Source organism: Mycetocola sp. 2940, assembly GCF_040548835.1.
In the GTDB taxonomy this organism is placed as follows: Bacteria; Actinomycetota; Actinomycetes; order Actinomycetales; family Microbacteriaceae; genus Mycetocola_A.
Genome location: NZ_JBEPSK010000016.1, coordinates 32,314 through 56,270, shown reverse-complemented (window position 1 = coordinate 56,270; position 23,957 = coordinate 32,314). Strand labels below are relative to the sequence as shown.

Here is a 23,957-nt window from a genome sequence, read left to right as displayed (position 1 = left end):
AAGAGTCACGTCAGGTCGTCGGGGTCGACCACAGGGGTGAGAGCGAGCGCAGGTAGGCGGTCGTGAACGTCTTCCTGCGCATCTTCGCGAGCGGAGGAAACAGGCGATAGGCGAGCGACACGGGCCGGGTGAACGAGCGAACCGTGAACCAGACCGAGTCGTCGTCCCGACGTTCGACACGGAAGAGTTCCTCACCGCTGACGCGGTGGGCGCCCACGGTGCCGTAGGCGAACGCGACGACGGTGGGCTCCTCGATCAGGAGCACGATCCGAACGCGTTCGTCGATCCGGAACGACCCGACCCGTCCGCGCAGGCGGGCGGACGAGCCTGCGGCGACGTAAGGTGTGCCGTCAGCGGCGAAACGCTGTTCGGTCGACACCGCGATCGGCTCGAGGGCGGTGCCGTCGTCGTCGTAGCGGATGCCGCCGTAGCGCTGGCTGGCATCCGCTTTCACATCGAGAACGTCGATGCCGGAGCCGTGCTGGATGTCCCAGCTGAGCAGCGAAGCGGATGCCGCGTCAAATCGCTCCTCACCGCTTCCCAGCCGGATGGATGCTTCAAACGGCGCAAAGCCACGCGGCGGGTATTGCAGCAGATCGTGCGCCAGCGTGGCACCGACGGCCGCGTAGTCGACCGGCTGGTCCTCGAAGTTCGATCGGCGCATCCGCTACTTCTTCTCTTTCGCGACCTCGGTGTCACCGCTCAGCGCCGCGATGAACGCCTCCTGCGGGACCTCGACCCTGCCGACCATCTTCATGCGCTTCTTGCCCTCTTTCTGCTTCTCGAGCAGTTTGCGCTTGCGGCTGATGTCGCCGCCGTAGCACTTGGCGAGGACGTCCTTGCGCATCGCGCGAACCGACTCGCGGGCGATGATCCGTGCGCCGATCGCGGCCTGGATCGGCACCTCGAACTGCTGGCGGGGAATGAGTTTCTTCAGCCGTTCGGTCATCAGCAGGCCGTAGGCGTACGCCTTGTCGCGGTGCACGATGGCGCTGAACGCGTCGACCTGTTCACCCTGCAGCAGGATGTCGACCTTGACGAGGTCGGCCGTCTGCGAGCCGGAGGGTTCATAGTCGAGCGAGGCGTAGCCCTGCGTGCGGCTCTTGAGGTGGTCGAAGAAGTCGAAGACGATCTCACCGAGCGGCATCGTGTAGCGCAGCTCGACCCGGTCCTCACCGAAGTACTCCATGCCGAGGAGGGCGCCTCGGCGACCCTGGCAGAGCTCCATGATCGTACCGACGTAATCCTTCGGGGCGAGGATGCCGACCTTCACCATCGGTTCTTCGACGGAGGCGATCTTGCCGCCGGGGAATTCGCTGGGGTTGGTGACGGTGACGGTCTTCTTGTCGTCTGTCGTCACCTCGTAGGTCACGCTCGGCGCCGTCGCGATGAGGTCGAGGTTGAACTCCCGCTCCAGCCGCTCGGTGACGATTTCAAGGTGGAGCAGGCCGAGGAACCCGCAGCGGAACCCGAAGCCGAGGGCGACGGAAGTCTCCGGTTCGTAATTGAGGGAGGCGTCGGAGAGCTTGAGCTTGTCGAGGGCATCCCGGAGCACCGGGTAGTCGCTCCCGTCGATCGGGTACAGGCCGGAGAACACCATCGGCTTCGGGTCCGTGTAACCGGCAAGCGCCACAGTGGCCGGCTTCATCGCGGTGGTGACGGTGTCGCCGACCTTCGACTGGCGCACGTCCTTCACGCCGGTGATGAGGTAACCGACCTCACCGACGCCGAGCCCCTGGGTGGGCGTGGGCTCCGGAGAGCTGACGCCGATCTCGAGGAGTTCGTGCACGGCCCGGGTCGACATCATCTGGATGCGCTCACGGGGGCTGAGGTGCCCGTCGATCATCCGCACGTAGGTGATGACGCCGCGATAGGTGTCGTACACCGAGTCGAAGATCATCGCGCGGGTAGGCGCGTTCGGGTCGCCGACCGGGTTCGGGATCTTCTGGACGACGCGGTCAAGCAGTTCCTCGACCCCGACGCCGGTCTTGCCCGACACCTTGAGCACATCCTCGGGTGAACCGCCGATGAGGTTGGCGAGCTCCTTCGCGTACTTCTCCGGGTCGGCCGCAGGGAGGTCTATCTTGTTGAGGACGGGGATGATCTCGAGGTCGTTCTCCATCGCAAGGTACAGGTTCGCAAGGGTCTGCGCCTCGATCCCCTGGGCTGCGTCGACGAGGAGGATTGCGCCCTCACATGCGGCGAGCGAACGGGACACCTCATAGGTGAAGTCGACGTGACCGGGCGTGTCGATCATGTTCAGCGCGTAGGTCTGTCCATCCAGCTCCCACGGCATCCGCACAGCCTGGCTCTTGATGGTGATGCCGCGTTCGCGCTCGATGTCCATCCGGTCGAGGTACTGGGCGCGCATGTCGCGATCGGCGACAGCACCGGTCACCCCCAGCATCCGGTCGGCGAGGGTCGACTTGCCGTGGTCGATGTGCGCGATGATGCAGAAGTTGCGGATGAACGACGGGTCGGTAGCGGCAGGCTCGAGTGCCTTCACAGCTTTGGGGCTCACGCGTTCCTCAGGGGTCTGTAGCTGGGTGGGATTGGATCAACTCCCTATTGTCCCATGAACCACCCGGGCGTGAGTTCGCCTGTCGACGCCCCCGGATGCCGGTGGCACAATGACAGCATGACCCGCCCGCCCGCGATCGTGCTCGTCCACGGCATCCGCACGTCTGGAACGATGTGGCGGCGCCAGGTCGAGGATCTCAGCGCAGCGGGTTTTGAGGTGGATGCGCCCGACCTTCCCGGGCACGGCACCCGGATCGGCGAGACGTTCACGGTCGAGGCCGCGATGGCGGCGATCGACGAGGCCGTCTCCCGCCACCCCGGGCCGGTTCTTCTGGTCGGGTTGTCGCTCGGCGGCTATTTGTCGATCCACTACGCCGGCTCGCATCCCGGACGGGTGGCCGGACTGGTCGCGGCGAGTTGCCAGACCCTGCCTCGCGGGGCCGGATTGTGGGGCTACCGCGCCCTTGCCCGTGCCATCCACCGACTCCCGGACCGCGGGGCCTGGCTGAACGACGCTATGGCGCGCCGGTTCCTTCCGCCGGCCGGAGTGGCCGACATGTCGGCGGGCGGGGTGGCACTCGATGTGATGGACGATACGCTCGCCGCAGTCGGCACGCTCGATCCCCTCGACGGGCTGCGCCGGTACCGGGGCCCCGTCTGGTTCGTGATGGGCGCTTACGATCACTTCCGACTGTCGCAGCGGGCGTTCCTCGCGACGCGACCGGACGCATCCGTCGTCGTCGTGCCACGGGCGACGCACCTCGTCAGTCTCGTCAAACCGGCCGAGTTCACGCAGGCGGTGACGGATGCCGCGACGACGCTCGCGGGCAACTCCCGGCAGATTTCCGAGAATGGCACCGGGACTGGTATCGTTACTCCTTGACTTGCGTGTGGGTTACCCCGCACGATTTTCGCCGCGAAGCGCCCTCTCTCGCCCAGTGGCACATCCCATTCGAATACAACGGAAAGCTATCAAACGTGGCAAACATTAAGTCGCAGATCAAGCGAATCGGCACCAACAAGAAGGCAACGGAGCGCAACAAGGCGATCAAGAGCCAGCTCCGGACCCTCGTCCGCCAGACCCGCGAGGCCATCCTCTCCGGCGACAAGGCGAAGGCTGAGTCCACCCTGAAGACCGCCGCGAAGAAGCTCGACAAGGCCGTCACCAAGGGCGTCATCCACAAGAACCAGGCAGCGAACCGCAAGTCGGCTCTCGCCAAGAAGGTCGCGTCGCTCTAAGCAGCTTCCTACTTTTCACGACAGGCTCCGCTTCGGCGGGGCCTGCCGTGGTTAAGGGCCTGATGTCTGGCGCGGGCCTGTCGTGGTTCCGCCGGGGCCTGTCGTCGCTGACGGGCATGGTGGCGCACGAGGGTGGCCGGTCTGAGCGAAACATCTCGCGCCACGTCGCGCATAACTCCGCCATCCTCCTCGAATCGGCAGCGACGTCCGCGGCAACACGGAGCAAGACGAACGCCCGCACGACGAACTGGCGGAGTTATGCACACCCTCTGCGCTGGCCGCCGCAGCACTGACCCGCGCTCGGGACTGAACGCCGATTTGCGCATAACTCCGCCATCCTCCTCGAATCGGCAGCGACGTCCGCGGCAACACGGAGCAAGACGAACGCCCGCACGACGAACTGGCGGAGTTATGCACACCCTCTGCGTAGTTGCTCCAGCACTGACCCGCGCTCAGCGGCCGCGGCCGGCGATCGTGTGGATCATTCGTTCGAGGGCGTAGACGGGGTCACGGCCACCGCCCTTGACGTTGGCATCGGTGTCAGCGAGAACCTGGATGCAACGGCCGAGTCCCTGGTCGGTCCAGCCGGCCAGGTCGCGCCGAGCCCGGTCGACCTGCCAGGGAGCCAGCCCGAACTGACGGGCGAGGTCCGCTGACGATCCCCTGCCGCCCTGCACTTTCGCCATCGTGCGCAGTTTGCTGGCGAAGGCGGCGACGATCGGCACCGGATCGGCACCGGAGTCGAGGGCGTGGCGCAGGCCGACGAGCGCCTCCCCATACCGGCCGGCGATCGCGGCGTCGGCGACGGCGAACGCGTTGGTCTCGACCCGGCCGCCGTAGTACCGGGTGACGGTGGCCTCGGTGATCTCGGTGCCGCTGTCGGCGATCAGCTGGGCGCAGGCCCCGGCAAGTTCGGCGAGGTCATCGGCGAACGCCGCCACCACGGCACGGAGGGCGGCCGGGCGGATCGACTTGCCCGCCGTTTTGAACTCCGCAGCGGCGAAGTCGTACTTGTCGCTCTCCTTCTTGAGCTCGGCACAGACCACTTCGATCGCGGATGCCTTGTTGGCGCGGACGGCGTCGAGGAGCTTCTTGCCCCGCACTCCCCCGGCATGGCGAAGCACGATGTACGCGCCCTCGGCCGGGGATTCCAGGTACGCCAATGCTTCCGTCAGGAACTGGTCCGAGCACTTTTCCACGTTGGTGACGCGGATCAGCCGCGGTTCGCCGAACAGCGACGGGCTCGCGAGGGTGATCAGCTCGCCGGGGGCATAGCTGTCGGCTTCGATGTCATTCACTTCGAGGCTCGGGTCCTCGACCCGGAGGTAGTCGCGCAGCATGCGGATGGCACGGTCGGCGAGGAATCCCTGCGTGCCGGAGACAAGCACGACCGGCGCAGGCCGGATCGCGTTCCAGCTCAGTTGCGGGATCGCGACCTTTGCCGTCGCTTTCGCCGACGTCGTGCTCCGTGCAACTGCCACAGTCCACCGTCCTTCCTCACCCAGCCTACCGGCGACGGCCGACGCGAGCCCGCGTCAGCAGCGACGTTCCGTCCAGACGTCGGGCTCCGTCGCCGATCCGCCGACGACGATCAGCCCGCAGGTGTCGGTGCGGAAAGAGGTTGTCCCCACTGCCTCGAGCAGGTCGAGTGCGGCGCGGGTGGGATGGCCGTAGTCGTTGTCGGCGCCGACAGGGATGAGTGCGATGCGGGCGTCGGCCTGCACGTACAGCTCACTGCTCTGGTCCGCCGATCCGTGATGTGCCATCTTGACCAGGTCGACCGGACCGCCGAGGGAACGACCGGCGAGGATGCGGGCCTGCGCGGCCTCGTCGAGGTCGCCGAGGAACAAGGACCGCAGGCCGCCGGGGGCCTCGACGAGAAGGGTGACACTCCCCGCGTTCCCCTGCCACACCGGTCCGGCGCGGGGAGGGGGCCAGAGCGCCCGCCAGTGTGCGGACCCCAGGGTACCGGTGAGCCCTGCGGTCGCCCGCCGGATGCCGGCACCGCTCGCGGCCAGGTCGCTGAGGATCCGCTCGTCGGCGGCGTTCTGCGGTTCACCGACGAGCACGAGGTCCGCGCGGCCGACCACCGCCGAGACTCCGCCGACATGGTCGAGGTCGAAGTGGGTGAGGACGAGCAGGTCGAGCCGGCGGATCGACAGCGCATCGAGACAGGCGGAGAGAGGCTCAGGCTCCGGCCCGGTGTCGATGAGCGCCACCGCTCCGGCGTTTCGAAGAATGATGGCGTCACCCTGCCCGACGTCGCAGGCGGCATGGCTCCAGTTCGCCGGCATCGACAGGGCGGGCGCGAGGCGTGCCCCGGCCAGGCTTCCCGCATAGGCGCCTCCCGCGACCAGGAGCACCCCGGCGCAGCACGCCGCCACCGTCCGCCGGCCGCTGAGGGTCGCCCGGACGGCGAGGATCAGAACCGCCGTCAGCCCGGCGAGCAGGAGCGCGCCCCCGCCGTCCGGCAGCCACGGCAGCCGGTTGATCGGGAGGCTGTGCACGGTGGTGGCGATCGCGCCGATCCATGTGGCCGGGATCCAGCCGAGCCAGAGCAGGGCGACCCCGACCGGGGGAAGAAGAGGAGCAAGGATGCACGCCGCGAGGCCGAGCAGGGTGGCGATCGGCGCAGCGGGAGCGGCGAGGAGATTGGCCGGCACGCCGAGCAGCGGAAGGGTCGGCGTGAGGAGAATCAGGACCGGCTGGCACGCCAGTTGTGCAGCAATCGGAAGAGCGAATGCGACGGCGAGCGGACGTGGCACCCACGCCGACAGGAGTCTGGTGAGCGGGCGGGTGAGGGTGAGCAGGCCCCCCGTCGCCAGTGCCGAGAGGACGAAGCCATAGCTGCGGGAGAGCCACGGGTCGGCAATCACGACGACGATGACGACGAGGCTGAGGACCGGCAGCCCTGCGGTGGGCCGGCCGGCACCGAGCGCGAGCAGCACGACCAACGCCATGAGCGCTGCGCGCACCACGCTCGGTTCGGGCGTGACGAGGACGACGAAGAGGCCGAGCCCGGCCAGGGCGCCGCCAATCCGCAAAGCTCGGGGGGCCCGCAGGGCGGCGAGGGTCGCCGTGACCACGGCAACGATGACCGCACAGTTGGCGCCGGATACCGCCGTGAGGTGGCTGAGCGAACTGCTCTTCATCGCCTGATCGAGGTCGGCGCTCACCGCTGTCGTTTCCCCGGTGGAGAGCCCGGGAAGCAGTTCGCCTCCGGCGCCAGGCAGCTCGGCGGCGCGATCCACCAGTCCGGCCCGCATGTCGTTCGCCCAGGCGAGGAACCCCGGCGGGGAGTTCGAGACCTCCGCCGGCTGTCTCGCGAACAGCAGGAACGCGGCGGCGTCGCCTGGCGGTGTCCGCTGTAGCGCCGCGTCCACCTCCAGCACCGATCCGATCGGAACGAGATCCTGCTGGGTCACGGTGGCGAAGAGGACGACCGGCACCGATACGAGCAGAGTCGAACCGCCGAGGTCCACCCGGGTCACGGTTCCCCGGATCCGCTGAGCTGTTTCCTCAGACGTCGACTTTGCCGCGGCCCCGCGGTCCCAGGCGGAGCGACTGCGGCTGTCGTCGAGAGCAGATTTCTCCCCCACGGTGAGCCGAACGGCCACCGAACGCCCGGCATCCGCAGCCTCGATCAGCGCAGCCGGAGTACGCGCCTCCACCCGGGCGGCGACCGCGGTGGCGGCGAGCGACGTCGCGAGCAGTGTCAGGGCGACGATTCCCCACCACGCGGATCGAGACGGCGGACCTGCCGTGCGCCTTCGCGGGCGGGTGACCGCGACGACTGCGGTTCCGATGGTCGCGAGAAATCCCGCACCGGCGACGAGCCAGGCAGCATCCGGGATACCGACGACGAAAGCTGCGGTGATCCAGGCCGCGACAGCGGGCGGCAACAGACGATGCGCCGGTGTCATACGGTCACCAGGTCCTTCAGGGACTCGAAGGTCTTGTCGCCGATGCCCGGCACGTTCAGAAGGTCATCGACCGCGCCGAAGCGGCCGTTGGTCTCGCGCCACGCGATGATGCGCTCCGCAGTGGCCGGGCCGATGCGCGGCAGCGTCTCGAGTTCGGAGCTCGAGGCGGTGTTGAGATTCACTTTGGCGCTGGGGTCGGATGCCGTGGGTCCGGCTACCGGCGGCGCCGCACCCTGCACCGGCACCAGGATCTGCTCACCGTCACTGAGGAATCGGGCGAGGTTCACTGCCTGCTGATCAGCGGCCGGGGCGAACCCGCCGGCCGCTGCGATCGCATCGACCACTCGGTCGCCGTCGCGGAACTGGTACACGCCCGGGCTGCCGACAGCACCGAGGATGTGGACGTACAGCGCCCCGCCAGCCGCCTCCTCGACCCTTGCGCTGGCCTCGGGAGGCAGGGGCCGGGCCTGCCCGCTCGCCCCGAGCAGGCTGACGACGACCGCGGTGACGAGCCCGCCGAGAAGCAGCACGAGCAGGGCACCGACACCGACCCGGACGCCCGTCGGGCGACGGGTCGCGAGGGTCAGGGGAAGGACGGATGCCGCTCCCGGCGACCGCGCGGAAACGTGCCTGGCCATGTGGTCCAGTCAAGCCCGCACGTCGTCGACGGGCAGGGCCGCTGGCGAGACGGTGGAGAACCAGTTGCCCGCCCGCACTGGTGCAGGGACGGGCAGGCGGGACCTACGGCTTGGTCGCGATGCTCACGATCTTCGGCGCACGGACGACGACGTTCACGATGGTCCGGTCGCCGACAGCACGCTGAACTGCTGCTGACGAACGCGCGAGCGACTCCAGCTCGTCGGAGGATACCTTCGGCGACACCTCGAGGCGGTCGCGGACCTTGCCGTCGACCTGCACGACACAGGTGACCGATTCCTCGACGAGGAGGGTCGGGTCGGCCTTCCGCCAGGTGACATGAGAGACGGTGGGCTCATAGCCGAGCATCTCCCACATGTCCTCGGACGTGTACGGGGCGAACAGGTTAAGCGCAACAGCGGTCACCTCCGCGGCTTCGCGCACCGCGGCATCCGCGGGCCCGGCGCCGGTGTCGATGGCTTTCCTCGTCGCGTTGACGAGCTCCATCAGGCGGGCGATGACGACGTTGAATTTGAACGACTCGACGAGTCCGGGCGCGTCGGCGAGGAAGCGGTGAGTGACGCGGCGAAGAGCAGGGTCGCCGCTCTTCCAGAGCGCATCGGGCGCGCTCGTCACGTCGTGGGCGACGCGCCAGGCCCGGGCGAGGAATTTCGCTGATCCGGCCGGGGAGACGTCCGCCCAGTCGATGTCGTCTTCCGGCGGACCGGCGAAGACGAGTGTCACGCGGAGGGCATCCGCACCGTACTGTTCGAGTTCGCTGGCGAACTCGACGAGGTTGCCGCGGCTCTTCGACATTTTGGCGCCGTCCATGAGCACCATGCCCTGATTGAGCAGGGAGGAGAACGGTTCGGTGAAGCCCAGGTAGTCGAGGTCGTAGAGGACTTTGGTGATGAAGCGCGAGTACAGCAGGTGAAGGATGGCGTGCTCGACGCCCCCGACGTACTGGTCAACGGGAGCCCACTTGTCGGCCTGGGCGGGATCGAAAGCGACAGTGTCGGAGTTCGGGTTGAGGTAGCGCAGGTAGTACCAGGAACTGTCGACGAACGTGTCCATGGTGTCGGAGTCACGCTTGGCGGGCGCACCGCAGCGGGGGCAGGACACGTTGATCCACGCCTCAGCGGCACCGAGCGGGCTCGTTCCCTTCGGCCGGAGGTCGAGGCCGTCAGCCGGGGGAAGTTCGACCGGGAGCTGATCCTCCGGCACGGGAACTTCACCACAGGCGTCACAGTGGATGATCGGGATCGGCGGGCCCCAGTACCGCTGGCGAGAGATCAGCCAGTCACGCAGGCGGTAGTTCTTTGCGGTGGAGCCGAGGCCGGATGCCGTCAGGGCGTCGGTGATCTTCGCGATCGCCGTGTTCTTGCTCAGTCCGTTGAACGGTCCGGAGTTGATCAGCCGGCCGGGGCCGGCAAGGGCCTCGCCGGTGATCTTCGGGTCCGTCGGCGGCACGTCTTCGTGCAGTTCGCCGTCGGGAAGGACGGGGATCATCCCGGTGACGGGCTGGCTGGTGTCGACGACGACGCGGACGGGCAGGTCGAATGCACGGGCAAAGTCGAGGTCGCGCTGGTCATGTGCGGGAACGGCCATGATCGCGCCGTGGCCATAGTCGGCGAGCACGTAGTCGGAGGCCCAGATCGGCAGGCGTTCGCCGTTGAGCGGGTTGGTCGCGTAGCGCTCGAGGAAGACCCCGGTCTTCTCCCGTTCGGTGCTCAGCCGCTCGATGTCCGTCTCGCCCTTGACCCGGTCGAGGTATTCCGTGAAGGCAGCCTTGGTCGCGTCGGGCGCGTCGGCGACGAGCTCAGCGGCGAGGTCTGAGTCTGCGGCAACGACCATGAAGGTCACGCCGTAGAGCGTGTCGGGTCGGGTTGTGTACACCGGGACAGGCTCGGCCTTGCCCTCGATGACGAAGTTGACGTCGGCGCCGGTCGAGCGGCCCACCCAGTTGCGCTGCATGCTCAGAACCTTCGACGGCCACGCGCCCTCGAGTTGCTTGAGGTCGTCGATGAGGCGGTCGGCGTAGTCCGTGATGCGGAAATACCACTGGTTCAGCTTCTTCTTGGTGACGAGATTGCCGCAACGCTCGCAGTGGCCGTCGACGACCTGCTCGTTCGCGAGGACGGTCTGGTCGAACGGGCACCAGTTGACCGCGCTGTCCTTGCGGTAAGCCAGGCCCTTCTTGTACAGCTCGAGGAAGAGCCACTGCGTCCACCGGTAGTACTCGGGATCCGACGTGTGAATCTCCCGGTCCCAGTCGAACGACGGCGCATAGGTGCGAAAGCTCGACTTCTGCTGCGCGATGTTGTCGTAGGTCCAGCCGCGAGGGTCGACTCCGCGTTTGATTGCCGCGTTCTCGGCGGGAAGGCCGAACGAGTCCCAGCCGATCGGATGCAGCACGTTGAAGCCCTGCTGGCGCCAGTACCGCGCGACGACGTCGCCGAGGCCGAACGCTTCGGCGTGGCCCATGTGAAGGTCACCGGACGGGTAGGGGAACATGTCGAGCACGTACTTGCGCGGGCGCTTGTCGGTCTCGTCGTCGGTCGCGAAGGGCTTCATCCGGTCCCACACCGGAAGCCACTTCTCCTGGATGGCGGCGAAATCGTACTTCTGTCCGACCTGGGTCTGCTCGTCGTGTGACACGTAACTCTCATTCATCGGTGTGGGGACGACTGTTGGGTGCGTGGCTCTGCTCCTGAACCCGAGGTCCAGAGAACTAGCCTACTTCCTGTTCCGCCGCCCCCAGCGCGGCGAGAAGAGCCGCCGCTTTCACGTGTGTCTCCTCGATCTCCTCGCCCGCGACCGAGAGCGCGGTGATACCGCCGCCCGTTCCGACGGATGCCCCGTCGGCGTCGATCACGATACTGCGGATCACCATGGCGAGATCAACGGCGCCATCTGCCCCGAGATAACCGAATGCCCCCGAGTAAATGCCGCGTGATCCCGCCTCCAGCCGGTCGAGGATCGTCATGGCGGAGATCTTCGGAGCCCCGGTCATCGAACCTGCGGGGAAGGCAGACTCGACGGCGTCGATGGCGCTGACGCCGTCGGCGAGTCGCGCGGTCACCGTTGAGACCAGCTGATGCACCTGGGCATAGCTCTCCACCGAGAGGAGCTGTGTCACTGCGACGCTGCCGGTGATGGCCACCCGGCCGAGGTCGTTGCGCATGAGGTCGACGATCATCAGGTTCTCGGCCCGCTCCTTGTCGCTGCCGAGGAGTTCGGACTCCAGTTGCGCGTCGTGTTCGGGGGTGGTTCCGCGTGGTCGGGTGCCCTTGATCGGGCGGGTCGTCACGGTGCCATCCGGCGTGACGCGGAGGAATTGCTCGGGTGACGAACTGACGAGGGCGGTTCCGTCGATCACGATCAGCCCGCCGTGGTGGCTCGGGCTGGCATGCCGCAGCCGCCGGTACACGTCGAGGGGGTCGAAGTGCCCGTCGACGCGCACCTCGTTGGTCAGGCATAACTGGTACGCGTTGCCGCGACGAATTTCCGCCTGGGCCTCGGCGATGAGTGCGGCGTAGGTCGGTGCCGGGTGCCTCCAGCGCGCCGAGTGGAATTCGGTCAGCGCGGGCGGTGCGACGGGCGTCTGGTCGGGAAGGCCGGCCAGCCAGTCGAAGGACGACGTTGTCGCTCCAGCGTCACGTCGTTCGACAGCGGTGACAGTACGTGCAGCGTGGTCGAAGACGAGCATCCGGGCTGGACGGAGGAATGCAGCATCCGGGTAGCGCGACGGATGAGCCGGGGTCCGGTTGGTGTGTGCTCCGGCTTCGTATCCGATCCAGCCCACCCACCCGGCGGTGAACTCCCCCGCCGGCGCCAGGGTCCCCGCCGTATCCGTCCGTTCGGCGGCAAGCTCGGCGCGAAGGGCGTCGAAGATGGTGGAGTGAGTGGTCTGCGTGGCGTCGCGTGAGGTGGCAATCCTCGTCGACCGCGTGACAGTGCCTTCGATAACGGAAGCAGTGAGGAGTTCGGCGCCGTCCCCCAGATAGCTGAATCCGGTGGAGGCGTGGACGCCACTGTCGAGCCAGAACGCTCGCGGCGATGAGGCGAAGACTGCGAGGTAGGCGATTTCCGGGTCGACCCAGCTGCTCAGTTCTCGCGACCTCAGGCTGGATTCCACGCCCTCAACCTTAGATTGTGCGGACAGCCGTTGAGATTTGCGCAGACCGTCGGTGATCCGTCGATATGTCGGTTCATGGTCGTGAGTCGATATGTCGCTTCATGGTCCTGATCCGAGAAACGGTCTTGGATCGGGTTCCCGGGCCAGCACCGGAGATACCGGCACCGGAGATTGTTTTGGTCCGGAAGGTGTGCTGGTTGAGCGATCCGGCGGCGTAGTGCATGCCTTAATCGGAGGCTGCGGCCGCTGGCGGCCCGGGTGGAGGCTGACCGGGTGGAGGCTGACCGGGTGGCGGCTGGCCGGGTGGCGGCTGGCCGGGTGGCGGCTGGCCGGGTGACGGCTGGCCGGGTGGCTGCTGGCCGGGTGGAGGCTGAGCGGGTTCGGATGGTGGTCGGCCGGGTGACGTCGGACCGGGCTCGGGTGACATCGGCTTGCCCGGCGACGGCGGACCGGGTTCCGGTGGCATTGGGCCCAGTTCAGCTGGCAGCGGGCGGGCCATCGGCACGTCTGGTGACAACTGACCGGGCTGGGGCGGCGAGAGCTCGGCTGGCCCGCCCGGCGGCCCTTGATCGGTTCCCGCATCCGAGGTGACCTCGGAGTCAGCGGTGTTTGCCGTGCCCGCGGCAGCTGCCCCGTTCCCGGGTTCTGCACCATTCGCGGCGGCGGCGGCGCGGCGTCGGGCGCGGTCGAGGGGGGATTTGCTGCGTAGCGGGATCGGTTTCTGGTCCGGGTCGACGGTCGGCGGTGGCACGGCGAAGTAGGTGGTGCCGTCGCGGATGATTTTCCAGCCGTTGTTGTGGATCAGCATGTGGCATCGCCGGCACATCAGGATCCCGTCGGCGAGGTCGGTTTTGCCGTCGTCGGCGACCCATTCGTCGATGTGGTGCGCTTCGGTGTAGGACGGTGGTCGGTCGCAGTCGAGGAATCCGCAGCCGCCGTCGCGGATGGCCAGGGCGATGCGTTGTTTCGTGGTGAAGCAGCGTTGTTCCCGGCCGACGTCCAGCGGGGTGCCGGCCTGATCGACGGTGACCACGGTGATGCCGCTGATGCAGATCTGCCGGTCGATGAAACTGCCGGGGACGGCGTCCCCGGTCTCCTCGAAGTAGCCGTTCCCGGTCGCCGTGGTGGTTCCGGTGGTGGTTCCGGTGGTGGTTCTGGTGTCGGTCGATGCGGGTGCGGTACTGCTGGGCAGGTTGTCTTTGGTGACGATCACCCGGACGCCGGGCTGGCGGGAACCGAAGGCGAGGGTTCTGTCGGCTTCGGAACCGGCTTTGAGCAGGTCGATCATCAGGTCGAACACGATCTGGTCGTTGCTGCGGCTGTCGGTGCGCAGTTTCTCCGCCCTCGCGGCTTCGTCCGGGTCGACGAACCGGGGCCCGCCGCGGCGCGGGCGCATCGCGGAACCGACGATCGCGTCGACCCAGGCGGCGGACTCCTCATCGAACTGCACCCACGCCGTCCGGGCGCCCTCCCGGGTGCGGCTGAACCGCCAACTCCGGTTCTCGTAACGCTGGTCCCAGCGGATCTGCACCCCGGCCGGGTCGATCTCGTCGCGCAACTGCCGGGCCCGCCGGCCCAGCTCGTCGGCGTTCACCCCGGCCGCGTCCGTGACGATCTCCACCGCCGCGGCCCGTAACGTCTCAGCGTCGACCCGGTCGTTCGGCTCGCCCAGGACACGCATCACGATCGTCACCGCCTCGGTCCGCAGAACCCCGTCCCGGACGGCCCGGGTCAACGGTTCATGCCACGGCAGCACCGGCCGGACCGGCGGCAACGATGGCTCCGTACCGGGTTCGGCACCGGGTTCTGCACCGGGTTCTGCACCGGGTTCGGCACCGGGGTCGGCACCGGGGTCTGTACTGGGGTCTGTTCCGGTGTCGGTCTCGAACAGTGCAGCACCAGCCGGGCCTGTGCCCGGGCCGGTGGGGTACCCGGCAGCGGCGGCGGTGGCGGCATCCGCCTCACCCATCGCCCCGCCGAGCTTCACCTGACGGAACGCCTCACCCCGGGTCGACCCGGTCAGCCGCTGCATCATGTCGACCGCGGTCCCATCGCCGGTGGACTGCGCCAACCCGGCATAACCCAGCGCCCGCTCGGACCGTTTCGCGATCACACCGGCACCGGCGGCGAGGATCGCGTCGAACTCCGACCGGGCCCGCGCCGCCTCCGTCAGCAGCGCCTGCACCTCACCGTTGTCGGCCCGGTCGATCAGCACCGTCAACGGCACCGCGCCTGCCGAACCCGACACCGCAGATCCGGACACCGCAGTTCCCGACACCGCAGTTCCCGACACCGCAGCACCGGTTAACGAAGAACCGGTACCGCGGAACTCCGCGATACCGGCCGACGAAGCGCCCAGAGAACCGGGCGCCGCCTGGAGCTCCTCGGCGACCCTGCCCTCGAACACGGCCAACCGATCGGACACACGCAGTGCGACCTCACGGACCTGCTCGGACATCTTCGCCATGCCCCCATTCTACCCAACACCCACCGACATTCGCAGATATGTTCGATACAACTGTGGATAACTCAAGCAGGGCAATCTGGGTCTCAACCGAATTTTCACTTAGGTAAGGCTTACCTATAGAGTTTCAATCATGCTCGGTCTCGACCTCACCCTCTCGTACAACGGCTCCCCCGTTGTCCACGGTGCGACCCTTGCCCTCGAGCCCGGGCGGATCACCGCACTCGTCGGGCCGAACGGCAGCGGAAAGTCCACCCTGCTCCGGGCATTCGCACGGCTGCACCCGATCGACGCCGGCGGTCTGTTCCTCGGTCCACGCGATCCGGAATCCGCTCAAGCAGTCACCGCCGAGTCAGGCGCGGATGCCAGCGCTATCGGCAAGCGGGAATTCGCCCGCCGTGTCACGCTCCTGGCTCAGAGCCGGCCGACGCCCACCGGCCTGAGTGTGCGTGAGGTCGTCGAATTCGGCCGCCACCCGCACCGCGGTCGCTGGGCTCGCGCCGATGAGAAGGGTACAGCGATCGTGGACCGGGCGATGACGCTGACCGGGATCGACACGCTCGCTGACCGACCGGTCGACCGGCTCTCCGGCGGCCAACTCCAGCGTGTCTGGCTTGCCGGATGCCTCGCCCAGGACACCGATGTCCTGCTTCTGGACGAACCGACCACGTACCTCGATCTCCGCTACCAGGTGGAATTGCTCGACCTCATCCAGGATCTGGCGGCCGTTCACGGCGTCACGATCGGCGTCGTGCTTCACGACCTGGATCAGGCGGCGGCGATCGCGGACACCGTCGTTCTGCTCGAGGCAGGCCGTGTGCGCGCCGCGGGCACGCCTCTCGAGGTGTTCGACACCGAGCTTCTCAGTTCCGTCTACGGCATCCGCGTTGACGTCCACGTCGACGCCCGAACCGGGCGAATCCGCACCAATGCCCGAAGCCGGCACGAGCCAGCACCGCTGCCAGCCGTCTCACCGACGACCCTCCGCGCCCCCATTCCCGCCTGACCGCCCGGTCGTCGTCCCGCCCGCTGCAACGCGCCAACACTCACGAAGGAAACCCATGACCTCGCGCCCAATCGCACTCGTCGCTGCCGCGGCTGCCACAGCCTTGCTCCTCTCCGGCTGCGGAACGACCGAAGCCCCGGCCAGCTCGGAAGAGACCACAGACGGAATCACAATCACCGATGACCGCGGCGAGAAGATCTCCCTCAGCTCACCGGCGACCGACGTTGTCGCTCTCGAGTGGAACACGGCCGAGAATCTCGTCGCCCTCGGAGTCATGCCGGTCGGCGTCGCCGATGTCGAGGGCTACGGCACCTGGGTGAAGGCGGAGAACCTCGACGAATCCGTGACGGATGTCGGCATGCGCGGCGAACCCAGCATCGATTCCATCGCGGGGCTGGCGCCGGATCTCGTCGTCACGACCTCGGATCTTTCCGAGAGCGCGATCGCCCAGATCGAGGAGTTCGCTCCCGTGCTCGTTGTGCGCGGGGCGGATGCCTCGAACCCGATCGGCCAGATGGAAAAGAACCTGACCAACATCGCGGTCGCCACAGGCACGGAGGACAAGGCTGAGGAGCTCCTCGCAGCGTTCGACGCCAAGGTCGAAGAGGGAGCCACGGCTCTTGCCGATGCCGGCGTCAGCGGGAGCGAGTTCGTCATGTCCGACTCCTGGGCGACTGGCGGCCAGGTCTCGGTCCGTCCATTTGCGAAAGGCGCCCTCCTCGCAGCGGTGACCGAAGAACTTGGCCTCGTCAACGCGTGGACCGGTGAGGGAGACAAGGACTACGGCCTTGGCTCGACCGACGTCGAAGGCCTGACCTCGCTCGGCGACGTGCACTTCTTCTACATCGCCGGCGGCGGGGTCGACGCTTACGCCGAAGAGCTCGCCGACAACGCGGTCTGGACCTCGCTGCCCTTTGTGCAGAACGGCAACGTGCATCGCCTGGCCGACGGCATCTGGATGTTCGGCGGCCCCTCGTCCATGAACGACTACATCGACGCGGTCGTTGCAGCCGTCACTGAGTAGCCCTCCTGCATCCGTCCGGCGTTCCACGGCGCCGGACGGAGCGGGAGTCCGGCGACTCCGACTCGGCGTCCTCTTCGTCACTGGGCTCGTTCTCGCGGCGGTCCTTTCCGCCGTGCACCTGACCCAGGGCACGGCCGGAGTAGATGGCTCCGACCTCATCGCATTCCTCACCGGGTCCGGTGACGAACAGTCCGGTGCGGTGCTCGTGTCCTCACGGATGCCCCGGCTGCTCGCCGGCCTTCTCGTCGGCGTCGCGCTCGGTGTGGCCGGCGCCGTGATGCAGACCGTCGCCCGGAACGTGCTGGCCTCCCCCGACACCCTCGCTGTGAACGCCGGCGCATACCTGGCGATCGTCGTCGCGGCGGCCTTCGGTGTCACCTTTCCCCTGCTCGCGCAGGGGCTCGTCGCCTTCGTGGGTGGCCTCGCGGCGGCCGCGCTCGTGCTCGGCCTGTCAGCAGGGGGCGGCAGCGGAACCGTCCGGCTGGTTCTCGCCGGTTCCGCGATCGCCCTCGCCCTCACCGCCCTCACCACCGTGCTGATCCTCCTCTTCACCGAGGAGACAACCGGAATGTATGCGTGGAGCGCCGGGTCCCTGGCCCAGACGGGCCTGGACGGGGTGTCCCGTTTCGGACCGGTCGTCGCGGCCGTCGTGGTTGCCCTGCTTCTCCTCGCCCCCAAACTCGACCTTCTTCTGCTCGGTGAGGATGCGGCATCCGTTCTGGGTTTGCGCGTTCGCGGCACGCAACTGGCGGCGATACTCCTCGCCGTCCTCCTCTCCGCGGCATCCGTCACCATCGCAGGCCCCATCGGCTTCGTCGGCCTTGCGGCACCCGCACTCGTCCGCCTGCTCGCGACCCGCGCTCCAGGCTTGCAGCGGCACCGGATGCTGCTCCCCGCGTCAGCGCTGATGGGTGTGATCGTCGTGCTCGGTGCGGATGTCCTGCTGCGGATGCTGTTCGGCGGCCAGGCCGGCGTCGACGTGCCGACCGGTGTGGTCACCACCCTGTTCGGAGCCGTCTTTCTCGTGATCCTGGCCCGCCGGATCAGCGGCGCGGTCGACCAGCCCCCAGGTGGGACCCAGGGCCGCCCGACGTCGACACACACGCGGCGGATGATTCTCGTCGCCCTCGCGGTCGCGCTCGTCACACTGTCGGCACTGTCGCTGATGTTCGGCGACACCAAACTCCTCGGGGGCGACCTCCTCAACTGGGTCACCGGCCAGTCCGGCCCCCTCGTCAGCTTCGTGATGGACACCCGCCTTCCTCGCGTGCTGGCAGCCGTGCTCGCCGGAGCAGCGCTGGCGCTGTCGGGCACGATCGTCCAGGCCGTCGCCCGGAACCCCCTGGCCGAACCGGGCATCCTCGGCGTCACGGGAGGCGCCGGACTCGGCGCCGTCGTCGTCATCACCCTCGCGCCGGTCGCGAGTTTCTGGCTCGTCACCGTCGGAGGACTGACCGGCGCGGCACTCGCCTCTGCGCTTGTCTTCGGGCTTGCGGCATCCGGTGGTCTCAACAGCCAGCGGCTGATCCTGATCGGAATCGGCGTGTCAGCGGCCGCCGCTGCTCTCGTCAGCATGCTCATCATCTCAACAGACCCCTACAACGGCGCCAAAGCGCTGACCTGGCTCTCCGGCTCGACCTATGGCCGGACGCTCCCGCAGCTCGTGCCGCTCGCCGTCGCGCTGGTCGTCGCGATCCCTGTGCTCGGAGCCGTCCACCGGGAACTCGACATCCTCGCGCACGACGATGACACCCCACGACTTCTGGGTATCCGGCTCGGCAGGACTCGCCTGCTCCTGCTTTCAGTCGGCGTCGTTCTCGCCGCTGCGGCGGTCGCTGCCGTCGGCGTGATCGGTTTCGTCGGCCTCGTCGCCCCGCACGCTGCGCGCGCGCTGGTCGGTGGACGCCATCACCTCGTTCTGCCTACCGCTGCGCTCCTCGGGGCTCTGCTCGTCTGCGTCGCCGACACGCTCGGGCGTACCGTCATCGCGCCGGCTCAGCTTCCGGCCGGCCTGCTGACCGCGCTCGTGGGCGCACCCTACTTCGTCTGGCTGCTCTGGCGGTCTCGCCGATCGAGCTGACCGAAGGTCGTCGTCCAGACTGGGCTCGTACACTGCGAGCATGACGATCGGGACGAGACTGACGGATGCCGGAATGCGCGCGATGAACGCCGTGCATCGGGCTCTCCTCGCCGTCTCGGGCGGCCGCCTCGGCCGGCGTGCAGGTCGCATGCTCGTGGTCGAACTGCATACGACCGGTCGCTCGTCAGGCCGTCGGCGTTCGACGATGCTCACCGCCCCGATCCACCGGAACGGCCGGTACGTCCTCGTCGCCTCGAAAGGCGGAGACGACCGCAATCCCGAGTGGTACGCCAACCTTCGTGCGCACCCCGACGTTGAGCTCACCGTCGACGACGTGACACGGAAATTCACCGCACGCACGGCATCCGACGAGGAGAAAGCGGACCTGTGGCCCGAGATCGTGCGTGCGTACCCCGGCTACGAACGGTACCGCCGCCGGACCGGCCGCAACATCCCGGTGATCATCTGCGAGGAACAGACCACCGGAGCCTGACCAGGATGGCCACCGCGATCACGCTGGGAGCGAGCCGGCCTCCACGAGAATGCCGTCAATCACCGAAACGCGACGGTCGACGAGGCCCGCGGGGATGTCCCCGTGCGAGATGAGCACGACCGTGTGGTCGGAGCTGGCCCGGAGGAGATCCTCCAGCAACGCTTCAGCAAGATCGGCTTCGACGTTCGCGGTCGGTTCGTCGAAGACGATCACGGGGAAGTCGCGAAGCAGGGCCCGGGCCAGCGCGATCCGCTGGGCCTGGCCTCCGGAGACGAGCGATCCGCGCTCCCCCACCCGCGCATCGAGGCCGCCCCGGTCCGCGACCCAGCGGCCCAGGCCGACCCTGTCGAGCACATCGAGGAGATCCGCGTCCGTGGCTGTTTCCCTCGCGAACAGGAGGTTCTGGCGAACGCTCTCATCGAAAAGGTAGGGAATCTGCTCGCACAGTCCGACGACGCCGCGGACGGTCTCGACGGGGAGTTCCCGAACATCCTGCCCGAACAGGCGATAGCTTCCCGAGTACTCGAGAAAGCGAACGAGCACGTGGGCGAGCGTGGTCTTCCCAGCCCCGCTGGCGCCCTCGATGAGCACCCGCTCGCCGCGCCGCACCGAGAAGGACGGAACGCTCAGCGCCGGCACTGTCGCGCCGGGCCAGCGGGCGGCCACAGCACTGAGGTCGATGGCAGGCGCCGCCGGGTCCGGCATCCGCTCGCTGGAACCACCACGGCACGCGATCTCGGTCGGCGCCTCGTTCGGTGCGACCCGGGCGATGCGCTGGGCGCTTGACCGCACCTGGCGCCACGCGCTGACCGCGAGCGGAACGGATGCGACCACCTCGAAAACCGCGAGGGGCACGAGAACGATCACCGCGAGTCCGGGACCGCTGAGGCCTCCGCTCCCTGTCTCCGAGAGCGCGGGGATGCCGGCGACAAGCGACCACGCGACGGCCAGTCCTGAGAACAGGGACAGAGCCGCGGCAGCGATTCCCGCACCCAGTGACCGGGCGGTGAGCGCCCGGGTGAGATTCCGATCCGCGGCGGTCACCTTCTCGCGTCCGGCCTCCTCGGCGCCGTAGGCGATGAGAACATCGATGCTCCCGAGGTAGTCGAGCAACGCGTCGAGCAGTGCCGCGCGCTTCGGTGCGAGGGTGCGCTCAGCGGATGCCGCAACGCTGCCGGCGACGACAATCCCGATACCAAAAGCGGCCACGAGGGCTACCGCGAGGCCAACGGCAGCGGTCGGCGATAGGAGCGCGACCACCCAGACGGCGATTGCTGCGACGCCGACCGATGTGAGCAGCGGCTGGACGACGCGCAACGGCAGGTTCTGCAATTCGTCGACATCCGAGACGAGCGACGACAGGAGTGAACCGCGGCGGGTGCGACCGAGGCCGTCCGGCGCGAGCGGGATCAACCGCTTCAACAGGTCGACACGGACCGTTTCGAGCTGACGGAACGCCGCGTCGTGGCTGGCGAGGCGTTCCAGATAGCGGAAGAAGGCCCGTCCGAGCGCGAACGCCCGAACGCCGACGACGGCCATCGACAGGTAGAGAATTGGGGGCTGTTCGGCCGCCCGGGTGATCAGGAAGGCGCTCGTGGCGAGGAGCGCGACCGTCGAGAGCGCGGCGAGAACGCCGAAGACAACGCCCCAGACCCATCCCGCGGTGCGCGGTTGCGCGGTGGAGAGGATGGAACGGACCTCGCGCGCATTCACGCCACCGGGCCGCACGTGGGCCCTCATGGTGCACCCGCCAGGACGCGTGGTTCAACGGTGAGAACGGCATCCGCCCGCTCGATCACGGCCCGCCGGTGGCTGACGACGACAACAGCGATTCCGCTGTCAGCGAGTACGCGGAGCCCGTCGAGAAGCGCCGACTCGGTCCGGGTGTCCAGCGCCGAGCTCGGCTCGTCGAGCAGGACGACCGAGCAGCCGCGGTCGAGGCTTCGGTAAATGGCCCTGGCGATGCCCACTCGCTGCGCCTGCCCGCCGGAAAGACCGGCCCCTGCCACGCCGACCGCCAGCTCGGGCGAGATCTCGGGCGCAGCTGCCAGATCCAGCGCAGACCGCACCCGCTCGGGATCCATCTCGGCACCCAGCGCGACGTTGTCCGCGACGGAGCCGACGACGAGCGAAGGCCGCTGGCCGGTCCAGGCCAGCCACGGGCGTTCGTGTGCCGACGACAGGATGGTCGTACCGTCGAGCGCGATGGTCCCCGTGTGCGGCGCGAATCCGAGGATGGCGCCGAGAAGGCTCGACTTGCCCGCGCCGCTCGCCCCGACGATGACCGTCACGGTGCCGATGGGGAATTCCCCCGAAACGGGGGCGAGCACCGGCCCGTTGCCGTAGTCGACGGAGACAGCCGTCAGGGTGAGGGTGCCGGATGCTGCGTCCGCCTGGGCGGCCAGCGCCGCGGCATCCGCCGGGCGCTCCTTCGCGAGATCGAGGACCTCGAAGGCGTCCTCGGCGGCAGCGACACCCTCGGCCGCCGCGTGGAAGTTCGTGCCGACCTGGCGCAGCGGGAGGAAGGCTTCAGGGGCGAGGAGCAGAACGAAGAGCCCGACCGAGAGCCCCATCGATCCGTCCACGAGCCGCAGGCCGATCGACACGGCGACGAGCGCGACCGAGAGACTCGCGGCGAGTTCGAGGGCGAAGCTCGAGAGGAACGACACCCGGAGGACGCGCATCGTCTGGGTCCGGTAGTCCCGCGTGATCGACCGCATCCGGTCGACCTGGCGCCGTTCCCGTCCGAAGATCTTGAGGGTCGCAAGGCCGCCGAGCGTGTCGACGAAGCCTGAGGAGAGGTCGCCGAGGATGGTCCACTGGCGTCGTTGCACTGACTGGGTGGCCAGGCCGATGAGGATCATGAAAATCGGGATCAGCGGCAGCGTCACGAGGATGAAGGCCGCGGAGATCGGGTCATTCAGCAGGATGACCAGCACGATGACCGGCGTCACGATCACGGTGAGGATCAGCTGCGGCAGGTACTTCGAGAAGTAGTCGTCGAGCGCATCCATTCCCCGCCCGAGCAGCGTCGCGACCCGGGAGCTATTCTGTTCCGCCAGCCAGGCCGGCCCGAGACGCCGGACGGCGTCGAGGACCCCGAGACGCAGTTCGCTCTTGACCCTGGCGGCTCCTCGTGCGGCCACCAGCTCCTGGGCGTAGACGAGTACCGCGCGCACCAGGGCAACGACAACCAGTATCCCGACTTGCGGCAGAAGCTCACCGAGCGGACGGCCGTCGATTGCACCGGTAATGCACCCGGTGAGAAGCCACGCGAACGCGAGAATGCACGCTGTGGTGGCGACCCCGATGGCCGCCCCGCTGACGAGGAACCACCTCGCGCTCACCGCGTAGCGAAGAAGCCGGGGATCGAGAGGACGCACAGTCACAGGCTAATGCGCGGCGTCGACAGTCGAATCCACGCCAGGCTCGGAGCTGCCGTCGATGTGAGCGCGGGTCACCCGTTTGCGGAACACCCAGTAGGTCCAGCCCTGGTAGGCGAGGATCAGGGGCAGGGCGATCAGTGCTGTCCAGCTCATCACCTGCAGCGTGTACGGGCTCGACGATGCATTGGCGATGGTGAGGCTGTTCGCCGGGTCGTTACTGGCGGGCATGACGTTCGGGAACAGTGCGGCGAAGAGTGCGAGCACCGCGAAGGCGATGGTAGCGGCCATCAGGCCGAACGCGAATCCCTCCCTTCCCCGGATGTTCGCGAGGACCGCCGCGATGAGAGTGACGGCCGCCGCAATCGCGAGAAGCAGAGCCGGAAGCGAGCCGAAGTCGACGACCGTCCAGACGAGGAACGCCGCAGCGACGCCGATCGTCAGCACGCCGGCGCGGGTGGCGAGCGCTCGCGACCGGACCCGGATCTGGCCCTCGGTCTTCAGGGCGAGGAAGAAGGCTCCGTGGGTGAAGAACAGCAGGAGTGTGGTGAGTCCGCCGAGCAGCGCGTACGGATTGAGCAGGTCGAACACGGTGCCGGTGTAGTCGTGGTTGGCGTCGAGCGCCACGCCCCGCACGATATTCGCGAAGGCGACTCCCCAGAGGAAGGCGGGAACCGCTGACCCCCACACGATCATTCGGTCAAATCTGCGCTTCCAGGACAATTCCGGTCGCTGGTGGCGGTACTCGAATGACACCCCGCGCAGGATGAGCGCGAGAAGAATGATCAACAACGGGAGGTAGAAGCCGCTGAACAGGGTCGCGTACCACTCCGGGAACGCGGCGAACAAGGACGCACCCGCGACGATCAGCCAGGTTTCGTTGAGGTCCCAGATCGGCCCGATGGCGTTGATGACCACGCGCCGGTCGGTGTCGTCCTTCGACACGAAGGGCATGCTCATGCCGACGCCGAAGTCGAAACCGTCGAGGACGAAGTACCCGACGAAGAAGAAGGCGATGATACCGAACCAGAGAACTCCAAGATCCATGATG

The 23,957-nt window shown here is 67.9% G+C and carries 17 protein-coding genes; 6 read left to right on the top strand and 11 right to left on the bottom strand.

All coding sequences use genetic code 11. The features are described from left to right. Window positions 1–10: 10 nt before the first annotated feature. Window positions 11–664 (bottom strand): DUF1990 domain-containing protein, encoded by a 654-nt coding sequence (locus ABIE24_RS15670; RefSeq protein ID WP_354501320.1) that lies wholly within the window; start codon window positions 662–664, stop codon window positions 11–13. Between the two features lie 3 nt (window positions 665–667). Next, a complete protein-coding gene (gene lepA, locus ABIE24_RS15665) occupies window positions 668–2,521 on the bottom strand; it encodes a translation elongation factor 4 (protein WP_354501318.1) in 1,854 nt (617 codons plus the stop codon). A gap of 117 nt (window positions 2,522–2,638) precedes the next feature. Here lepA and ABIE24_RS15660 point away from each other — a divergent pair, with 117 nt between their 5' ends. Beyond that, window positions 2,639–3,403, top strand: coding sequence for an alpha/beta fold hydrolase (locus ABIE24_RS15660; RefSeq protein WP_354501316.1), 765 nt, complete (start codon window positions 2,639–2,641; stop codon window positions 3,401–3,403). A 95-nt stretch (window positions 3,404–3,498) separates the two neighbouring features. Beyond that, complete coding sequence (gene rpsT / locus ABIE24_RS15655; RefSeq protein WP_354501314.1) at window positions 3,499–3,759, top strand: 30S ribosomal protein S20; 261 nt, start codon at window positions 3,499–3,501, stop codon at window positions 3,757–3,759. A 452-nt stretch (window positions 3,760–4,211) separates the two neighbouring features. Here the strand turns inward: rpsT and holA are convergent, their stop codons facing one another. From holA to ABIE24_RS15625, 6 genes are all read right to left on the bottom strand, one after another. Beyond that, a complete protein-coding gene (gene holA / locus ABIE24_RS15650; RefSeq protein WP_354501312.1) occupies window positions 4,212–5,240 on the bottom strand; it encodes a DNA polymerase III subunit delta in 1,029 nt (342 codons plus the stop codon). A gap of 54 nt (window positions 5,241–5,294) precedes the next feature. Continuing rightward, window positions 5,295–7,682 (bottom strand): ComEC/Rec2 family competence protein, encoded by a 2,388-nt coding sequence (locus ABIE24_RS15645; protein WP_354501310.1) that lies wholly within the window; start codon window positions 7,680–7,682, stop codon window positions 5,295–5,297. After that, window positions 7,679–8,320 (bottom strand): helix-hairpin-helix domain-containing protein, encoded by a 642-nt coding sequence (locus tag ABIE24_RS15640; protein WP_354501308.1) that lies wholly within the window; start codon window positions 8,318–8,320, stop codon window positions 7,679–7,681. The genes ABIE24_RS15645 and ABIE24_RS15640 overlap by 4 nt, the downstream gene beginning before the upstream one ends. A gap of 103 nt (window positions 8,321–8,423) precedes the next feature. Continuing rightward, window positions 8,424–10,976, bottom strand: a complete 2,553-nt coding sequence (leuS, locus tag ABIE24_RS15635) for a leucine--tRNA ligase (RefSeq protein ID WP_502916292.1) — start codon at window positions 10,974–10,976, stop codon at window positions 8,424–8,426. 73 nt (window positions 10,977–11,049) lie between these two features. After that, window positions 11,050–12,456, bottom strand: a complete 1,407-nt coding sequence (locus ABIE24_RS15630; protein WP_354501304.1) for an anthranilate synthase component I family protein — start codon at window positions 12,454–12,456, stop codon at window positions 11,050–11,052. Window positions 12,457–12,682: 226 nt separating this feature from the next. After that, complete coding sequence (locus ABIE24_RS15625) at window positions 12,683–14,923, bottom strand: HNH endonuclease signature motif containing protein (protein ID WP_354501302.1); 2,241 nt, start codon at window positions 14,921–14,923, stop codon at window positions 12,683–12,685. Between the two features lie 130 nt (window positions 14,924–15,053). Here ABIE24_RS15625 and ABIE24_RS15620 point away from each other — a divergent pair, with 130 nt between their 5' ends. The 4 genes from ABIE24_RS15620 to ABIE24_RS15605 are packed head-to-tail and all read left to right on the top strand — an operon-like array spanning window position 15,054 to window position 19,523. Then, complete coding sequence (locus tag ABIE24_RS15620; RefSeq protein WP_354501300.1) at window positions 15,054–15,926, top strand: ABC transporter ATP-binding protein; 873 nt, start codon at window positions 15,054–15,056, stop codon at window positions 15,924–15,926. A 55-nt stretch (window positions 15,927–15,981) separates the two neighbouring features. Further along, entirely contained in the window at window positions 15,982–16,950 is a 969-nt protein-coding gene (locus ABIE24_RS15615; protein ID WP_354501298.1) for an iron-siderophore ABC transporter substrate-binding protein, read from the top strand. Then, window positions 16,931–19,030, top strand: a complete 2,100-nt coding sequence (locus ABIE24_RS15610; protein WP_354501297.1) for an iron ABC transporter permease — start codon at window positions 16,931–16,933, stop codon at window positions 19,028–19,030. Before ABIE24_RS15615 ends, ABIE24_RS15610 begins: the two co-directional genes overlap by 20 nt. A gap of 40 nt (window positions 19,031–19,070) precedes the next feature. Continuing rightward, complete coding sequence (locus ABIE24_RS15605; RefSeq protein ID WP_354501295.1) at window positions 19,071–19,523, top strand: nitroreductase/quinone reductase family protein; 453 nt, start codon at window positions 19,071–19,073, stop codon at window positions 19,521–19,523. An 18-nt stretch (window positions 19,524–19,541) separates the two neighbouring features. On the opposite strand, the gene cydC is transcribed toward ABIE24_RS15605, so the two are convergent. From cydC to cydB, 3 genes are read right to left on the bottom strand one after another with little or no spacing between them, the layout of a single operon-like run. Next, a complete protein-coding gene (gene cydC / locus ABIE24_RS15600; protein ID WP_354501293.1) occupies window positions 19,542–21,263 on the bottom strand; it encodes a thiol reductant ABC exporter subunit CydC in 1,722 nt (573 codons plus the stop codon). Continuing rightward, window positions 21,260–22,906, bottom strand: coding sequence for a thiol reductant ABC exporter subunit CydD (cydD, locus tag ABIE24_RS15595; protein ID WP_354501291.1), 1,647 nt, complete (start codon window positions 22,904–22,906; stop codon window positions 21,260–21,262). Before cydD ends, cydC begins: the two co-directional genes overlap by 4 nt. A gap of 9 nt (window positions 22,907–22,915) precedes the next feature. Next, window positions 22,916–23,953: a cytochrome d ubiquinol oxidase subunit II gene (cydB, locus tag ABIE24_RS15590; protein ID WP_354501290.1), complete on the bottom strand. Its 1,038-nt coding sequence runs from the start codon at window positions 23,951–23,953 to the stop codon at window positions 22,916–22,918. Window positions 23,954–23,957: the final 4 nt, after the last annotated feature.

Coding starts and splice junctions, on each gene's coding strand:
- ABIE24_RS15605 (WP_354501295.1), top strand. CDS start 19,071: ATGACGATCGGGACGAGACTGACGGATGCCGGAATGCGCGCGATGAAC.
- ABIE24_RS15620 (WP_354501300.1), top strand. CDS start 15,054: ATGCTCGGTCTCGACCTCACCCTCTCGTACAACGGCTCCCCCGTTGTC.
- ABIE24_RS15640 (WP_354501308.1), bottom strand. CDS start 8,320: ATGGCCAGGCACGTTTCCGCGCGGTCGCCGGGAGCGGCATCCGTCCTT.
- ABIE24_RS15670 (WP_354501320.1), bottom strand. CDS start 664: ATGCGCCGATCGAACTTCGAGGACCAGCCGGTCGACTACGCGGCCGTC.
- ABIE24_RS15660 (WP_354501316.1), top strand. CDS start 2,639: ATGACCCGCCCGCCCGCGATCGTGCTCGTCCACGGCATCCGCACGTCT.
- ABIE24_RS15615 (WP_354501298.1), top strand. CDS start 15,982: ATGACCTCGCGCCCAATCGCACTCGTCGCTGCCGCGGCTGCCACAGCC.
- cydC (WP_354501293.1), bottom strand. CDS start 21,263: ATGAGGGCCCACGTGCGGCCCGGTGGCGTGAATGCGCGCGAGGTCCGT.
- cydB (WP_354501290.1), bottom strand. CDS start 23,953: ATGGATCTTGGAGTTCTCTGGTTCGGTATCATCGCCTTCTTCTTCGTC.
- ABIE24_RS15625 (WP_354501302.1), bottom strand. CDS start 14,923: ATGGCGAAGATGTCCGAGCAGGTCCGTGAGGTCGCACTGCGTGTGTCC.
- ABIE24_RS15645 (WP_354501310.1), bottom strand. CDS start 7,682: ATGACACCGGCGCATCGTCTGTTGCCGCCCGCTGTCGCGGCCTGGATC.